This window comes from Salinivibrio sharmensis (genome assembly GCF_001995985.1).
Lineage (GTDB): Bacteria > Pseudomonadota > Gammaproteobacteria > Enterobacterales > Vibrionaceae > Salinivibrio > Salinivibrio sharmensis.
In genome coordinates, this window is the sequence record NZ_MUFC01000008.1 from 148,390 (window position 1) to 155,206 (window position 6,817).

Consider the following 6,817-nt stretch of genomic DNA (forward strand, 5'->3'; position numbering starts at 1 on the left):
GATTTATGGTGTATAAGCAAAAAAAATGCGGTGTAACTTGTTGATTGTTGTCACCAGATATACAACCAACAAGGAGTACACCGCATGGACAACCATCGTAACGTTACTGAGCTTCATAAACCAGCCAACCCTCTCAATGAGCTGCTGAAACAAGGCGCGCAGCAGTTGTTGGCTCAAGCCATAAAAGCGGAAGTCCAAGCCTTGCTAGAGCAGTTTGCATCGCTTCAAACTGACGAAAAGCAAGCCGTGGTTCGAAGTGGGCATTTGCCTGTGCGCACACTGCAGACTGGTCTTGGTGACATCACTGTTAAAGTACCCACAGTGCGTGGCAAAACGCGGAGCGGGATTAAGTTCAATAGTAAGCTAGTGCCGCCCTCTCTTAAGCGGACCAAGAACATTGAAGAACTCATTCCCTAGCTCTTTTTACGGGGGATTTCAACAGGCGATATGCAGCCTACCCTGGAATCTCTTCTGGGCAAGCCAGGGGATTGTCAGTAAATAGTGTTTCCCGCCTCAAGCAACAATGGGAAGCGGAATACGACCAGTGGCGTAAAAGAGACCTGAGTAAACGACGGTATGCCTATATCTGGGCCGATGGCGTTTACAGCAAAATACGTATGGATGACAAGCTTTGCCTGCTGGTTATTATTGGTGTCGACGACACTGGCCGCAAGGAAGTGTTGAACAAACTTCCTAAGTCTGTTCAGCCAAGGATGAAAGAGTCGCTTCACGATATCTGGATGGCGGAAACGCGCAAGGACGCTTGCTTGTAAAGCCTTTGGATCGAGTCAATTTTCGTGACGGAGAGGTTGAGAACCAACGAGACGAAGAGTTGTGGGAGCCGGAAAACCACGCTCTCAATGGCCTGCAAACTAATGAGAGCTGCCGAGGTAAATAGGCGAAGACTGAGAGGACGTTATCAAAGGGGTAAAATTCCGAGATAGTGTTCACGAGCTTGAGGGAGATCAGCAGGGCACAGCTTTGGATGCCATACACCAGATTTGACCATAGCTCTGGCACTTACCTGTACAGTCGATTAACTCATCAGAGTTAATAATAAGTTGATTACTTTTCATTCTTTTTTTGACATAGCTCACGAAATTATATAAAATTAGGCATCTCTTAAGAGATCAAAGATTAAACAAATAGTTAGCGGTGAAAAAATGAACTCAGCACTTTTATCGATTTTGAAAGGTCAAGATAACCTAAAGTTAGGAAAAGTGTTAACGCCTTCAATAGCTAATATCACAATGTGTATCCCCACATTGGCTGCTATTGGACTGTTAAGTCTTATCTCTTTCTCGTAACTGCTTATACGACTAAAGAAGACCTTATCCTGCTACCGCTCATTTTAGATGAGCGGTAGTTTTATGAGAGCTATTTAGCCCGCGCATTTGTGGCCATCAGAGTATCGCCATTTCTTCTTAGCCATTTTTACTTTATGGTTTGTTGAAAGCTCGCAAGTAATCAAGTCAAATGATTCCGTTGGTAATACAAACTCTTGTTGAGCGGCAATAGACTGAATTTCCCATTCGTTGAGTTGTTTGGTACGTTTCACTACCCCATACACAGCTTCGTTACAGTGCTTAAATGCTGCATCTGGATACCAACCTTTTAGTAACCCTGCAGTAAAGACCGATGAAATTAGATCGCCAACTCCGACTAAATCTCTATCGAAATTGATTTGAGGCCTTTGCGCCAAATAGCATTGATTACCATAAGCAAGTAACATGGAAAACTTTTCGCTGGATACGCAATGAAGGTGTTTCACGAGTACAAATTTAGGTCCCATAGTCAGAGCTTTTTTACATGCTTTAACGGCATCCTCCAAGCTGTCAATTTCCCCCCCCACAAATTGTGCTAACTCAAATTGATTAGGTACGATAACGTCAGCCATTGGCATCAATTGGGTCAATAATACGTCTGCAACGCCTGGAGCAACAATACAACCTTTTTTTGGCGATCCCATAACAGGATCACAAACGTACAATGCGCCAAGATTAGCCTGCTTCGTTTGCTTTACTGCATCGACAACAGCATGGCACTGAGCGGGGCTACCTAGATAACCCGTGATGAGAGCACGACATTGCTTAAGCACATCTATATCTTTCAAGCCTTTGATAATATTTGTAATGTGTTCAGGTTGAAAAACATTACCTTTCCAACCCTGAGGATACTGGGTATGGTTGGAAAACTGAACCGTGTGAATTGGCCAAACTTCTAATCCCATTCTTTGCATAGGAAATACCGCACTACTGTTTCCGGCATGGCCAAAGGCAACATGCGACTGAATAGAAAGTACACCTTGCATATTTACTTCCTCACAAAAAAAGTACAACAAACAAGGTCGTTGACATGCTTGTTGTACTCTATACTTTAACGAATTACTGGTCAGCTTAGTTGTGAATCTTATCTATTAGCGATCACTTCAATTTCAACTTTTGCGTCCATAGGCAGACGTGCCACTTCGACGCATGAACGCGCAGGAAAAGGTGCTTCGTGACTCTCAAAAAACTCCCCGTACTTTTCATTTACTACAGGAAAATCATTAAGGTCTTTGACGAACACTGTCGTTTTAACGATATTTTTTGCTGTTAATCCAGCTGATTTTAGAATTTCCAATGCGTTATTAAGTGATTGCAAGGTTTGGGCATCGACGTTTTCAGGCATTGTATTGGTTTCTGGGTTAATAGGAAGTTGACCAGAGGTAATCACCATTTCTCCTAAATTTACGCCTTGAACGTAAGGGCCGATCGCAAGTGGTGCTTTTGAAGTGTTTATAATATCTTTCATATTTTTTTCTCTAAATCAGTTAGTAAATATTTTCAATCAGTATCTTATTATCCAAGAATAGGTAATAAGTTAAACATTGACATGAAGTGAAAAGTGGCTGTTAATACGCCAAATATAATTAATACGCCTATCATGATATTGCCGCCTGGCGCGACAAACCCTTCCTTTCCACCCTCTTTAAGACGTGATTTACGTGCTAAAAAAGCAGGGATAAGGCACGCCCAAACTGTAGCCGCAGCACCTGCGTAGCCAATTGCTATGACAAAACCGAAAGGAAATAGTAGTGACATTAAGAGGGGTGGAAAAAAGGTGGCTAGCCAGGTTTTAGTGCGACCTTTTTTGCTATCTTCGAAATTAAATAAGTCAGATAAGAAGTCAAAAACACCTAGTCCTACACCGATAAAAGAGGACAAAATAGCAGCCATAGAGAAGGCATTGATGGCATTAGCAACCTTATCTGAGTTAATCGCAGAACCCAGTGCAGCGAGCAATGCTTCTACATTACCACCTTGTTCTATTACTGGCCCAAACTCACTACGAGGAAGGTTACCATATATACTGACTATCCATAAGAAGTAAAGAGTAAGGGCTATAGCTGTACCACCTAATATTGCTTTCTTTGCACGATTTTCACAGCCGTAATAACAGCGCATGCTTGCTACTGAATGATGATACCCAAATGACGTTAGTGCCACAGGAAACATAGCCATAGCATAAGGCGCATAGTTAGACTCTTCGTTTATTTTGTTAAAAAGCACTGATGCATCAATGTTTATTGCTAGCCCTGATACGCCAAACATAAAGCTTAATGCCATAAATGCAATCAATATCACTGATATTCGATCTACTGCTCTAGTCGAGTGCCAAACGAAAAGGGAAAAAATAAAAACAAATATAATCGATGACACTTTATTGTTTACGCCTATAACATCTTCTATTATTAGCCCTGAAGAGGTGATATAGGCGTAGAGTAATATGCCACCAACAAAGTACACCGCTATATTATTAATGACATTTACTTTATTTCCTAGAACATCTTTAGTTACGGTGTTGAATGAAACCTTTAAATCGTAAAATTTAAAAGACTCTAATAGCATCCAGCCAGATAAAGTCATCATCATCATAGTGAAAGAAATAGCTATGAGAGACCAAACAGTCCAGGCACCTGCTCCTGCACTTGGTAAACCTAGCATTCCTGCGCCGACACAGACACTAGYAATAATACAAGCGCCGCCAATTATAGATGGATTTTTTTTCATAATGTTTCTCGCAGAATTTTTACACGTCGTGAATTTTTACTTCTTTTTCTTATGTAGTTAGTACTTACAAAAGCATATAGAGAATCAAATGATTTTTTATATACTCTTGATGCCAAATGTAGTGGTAATTTGCGCACCTTCGTCCAAAATGAAGGTGCGCATTAACTTTGTTTATACTTCTTTTAGTCGAGCAGTGAAGTGACGAAGCACTGGTGGTTCATAAGTAAAATCTAGCCCTTTTACGTTTTGAGCGTTATCTTTTACTTTTTCAAAAGCTTCAATAACGAAATCCATATGTGTTTGTGTATAAGTCGCACGTGGAATTGTCAAACGAAGCAATTCTGCTGGGCATTCCATCTGCTCTCCAGTCTCTGGATTACGACCTAATAGTAGTGAGCCAATCTCAACCGCACGAATGCCTGCTACTTTATAAAGTTCACAAGCTAGTGCGTGCGCAGGGAATTGATGTGATGGAATATGAGGTAGTAATTTACCGGCGTCCACGAAAGCAGCATGACCACCGGCTTGTTGACATACAACACCTATCTTTTCTAAGCCATCAACCAAATATTGTACTTGGCTAATGCGATACTCTAGCCACTCTTGGCGCATTGCATCGTATAGACCTACGGCTAGACGCTCCATTGCGCCGCCTTCAAGACCCCCGTATGTTGGGAAGCCTTCTTGGACAACACATAGAGTTCGACACTCGGTGTAAACGTCCATCATTGACTCATCTTTGAAGCAAAGTAGGCCGCCCATTTGTACCATCGCATCTTTCTTCGCTGACATTGCAAGCCCATCAGCATATTTATAAGATTCACGGGTGATCTCTTCGATAGACCAATCTTGGTATCCAGGCTCACGTTGTTGAATGAAGTATGCGTTCTCAGCGTAGCGTGCTGAGTCCATGATTACGGGTATATCGTAACGCTTAGCGATTTCATAAACAGCTTTCAGGTTAGCAATAGAAACTGGCTGCCCCCCTGCTGAGTTACAGGTTATGGTGCTAATAATGTACGGAACATTCTCTGGTCCCGCTTCTTCAATGGCTAACTCTAGTTTCTGGAGATCAAAGTTTCCTTTAAAGTCGGCATTCAAAGAAGTATCAAACGCCTCTTCTGTATAAACATTTTTTGCAACACAACAGTTGATCTGAGTATGACCTTGAGTTGTATCGAAAAAGTAGTTAGATAGTGCTACCATCTTGTCACGATCGAGCCCTTTTTCTTTTTCACGTTTTTTTATTAGGATTGGGATATAGATTTGCTCTGCACCACGGCCTTGGTGTGTCGGGATGGTAAGCTCATAACCAAAGATATCTTTTACGGCATCAGTGAGCGCATAATAACTGCGGCTCCCACTATATGCTTCGTCACCCATTAACATTGCTGACTGCATTTTTTGTGTGATAGAGCCTGTTCCGCTATCGGTCAATAAATCAATAAAAACGTCTTTGCTATCTAACAAAAATGGGTTCATTCCTGCCTTAACAATGGCTTCTTCACGGTACTCGCGAGTTGTTCTTTGAACAGGTTCAACAACGCGAATGCGAAATGGTTCTGGCAAGTGTTTGAAATTTTCCATGATGTATCCTTATTTGCTTGAACGTTGTCAGTCTTTTATTTAGACGACACGGTTCGCACTAAACTAAGTCAGTGTTTTAGTAACTTATATTTTTAATGGCGCACGAAAACCCACATAAAACAAAATTGTTTTATTAATTGGTTACTGTGCTCACTATGATGTACAGCTGGTTGCTAGGATAAAGTTATCCTAACAATAAGGTTTTAGGCGTGCGGGTAAGCAGGGAGGATGGCTATTTGGTAATCTTCAGTATACCAAGCTAATGAGCTTGACCATAACGCAACGAGATTTTTTAGATTGTAGTACATATCTAATCCTGCATCAGTTATAGCTGGTTACTTGATATGTTTGATAGTGGCAGAAAAACCAAGAAAGGAAACGTTAAGCGACGATAAATGTGACTATCATCTATTTGCATAGTAAATAAACACGTCATTAGTCACAAAAATATCCCCTACTCCAATTATGGACAGCCAGCCGCGGATTCAACCGCGAAGTGCAACACTCTCGTCTGCAGCCTGGCATAACTTGTTAAAGATAACGCTAGGCTGCCTAAAACCAAGACATTTTCTTGGTCGAGCATTCAAGCGGGCCACAGCTTGCATCACCTCTTCTTCAGTGAGTTCACGCAGGTCTGTGCCCTAGGGAGTATACTGCCTGAGCAGCCCGTTACTGTTTTCGTTTAAACCTCGCTCCCAGGATGAATAAGGGTGAGCAAAGTAAATCTCTGTCTCTAATGCCTCTGCTATTGACTTGTGTCCGACAAATTCTGAACCATTATCCGCGGTGATTGTGTGCACATACGCAGCGTACGGTCGAAGTAGCTCAATGGTGGCATCACGGACAGCATCAGCCCTTTTGCTGCTCACCTTTTTTACCAAGTAAAAACGACTGGTTCGTTCAGCAATGGTGACAAGCGCGCCTGTGCCGTGTTTGCCCAAAAAAGTATCGATTTCCCAGTCACCAAAACGCTCACGGGTATCCACAATGGCTGGCCGCTCATCGATAGAGACGGGGTCTGGTATCACACAGCGCTTGCTTGTTTTGCCCTTACGATAGCGTTTGTGCCCTTGGCGCAATGACTTATACAGTTTGCCGCCAGCCGCTTTATCCGTTGCCACATATTGATAAATCCATTCATGGCTGACAGGCATGCCCAACCGCGTGCTCACATGGCT

Annotated in this window: 3 protein-coding genes and 3 pseudogenes; 1 reads left to right on the top strand and 5 read right to left on the bottom strand. The window is 42.2% G+C overall.

Going from position 1 to position 6,817, the window contains the following annotated elements; translation table 11 throughout:
- Nucleotides 1-84: 84 nt before the first annotated feature.
- Nucleotides 85-1,005: pseudogene (locus BZG74_RS09735) on the top strand (transposase).
- Nucleotides 1,006-1,447: 442 nt separating this feature from the next.
- Here BZG74_RS09735 and pdxY read toward each other — a convergent pair.
- The 5 genes and pseudogenes from pdxY to BZG74_RS09760 form a co-directional block, all read right to left on the bottom strand.
- Nucleotides 1,448-2,311: pseudogene (gene pdxY, locus BZG74_RS09740) on the bottom strand (pyridoxal kinase PdxY); the annotation flags it as partial.
- 98 nt (nt 2,312-2,409) lie between these two features.
- On the bottom strand, nt 2,410-2,793 hold the full coding sequence (locus BZG74_RS09745; protein ID WP_077772412.1) for a Rid family detoxifying hydrolase: 384 nt from the start codon (nt 2,791-2,793) through the stop codon (nt 2,410-2,412).
- Nucleotides 2,794-2,840: 47 nt separating this feature from the next.
- Nucleotides 2,841-4,052 (bottom strand): aromatic amino acid transporter, encoded by a 1,212-nt coding sequence (locus BZG74_RS09750; RefSeq protein WP_077772413.1) that lies wholly within the window; start codon nt 4,050-4,052, stop codon nt 2,841-2,843.
- Between the two features lie 171 nt (nt 4,053-4,223).
- Nucleotides 4,224-5,639, bottom strand: coding sequence for a tryptophanase (gene tnaA / locus BZG74_RS09755; protein WP_077772414.1), 1,416 nt, complete (start codon nt 5,637-5,639; stop codon nt 4,224-4,226).
- Between the two features lie 485 nt (nt 5,640-6,124).
- A pseudogene (locus BZG74_RS09760) lies at nt 6,125-6,817 on the bottom strand (IS30 family transposase); the annotation flags it as partial.

Excerpts from the sequence above, each read along its gene's own strand:
- BZG74_RS09745 (WP_077772412.1), bottom strand. The coding sequence starts at position 2,793 with ATGAAAGATATTATAAACACTTCAAAAGCACCACTTGCGATCGGCCCT.
- tnaA (WP_077772414.1), bottom strand. The coding sequence starts at position 5,639 with ATGGAAAATTTCAAACACTTGCCAGAACCATTTCGCATTCGCGTTGTT.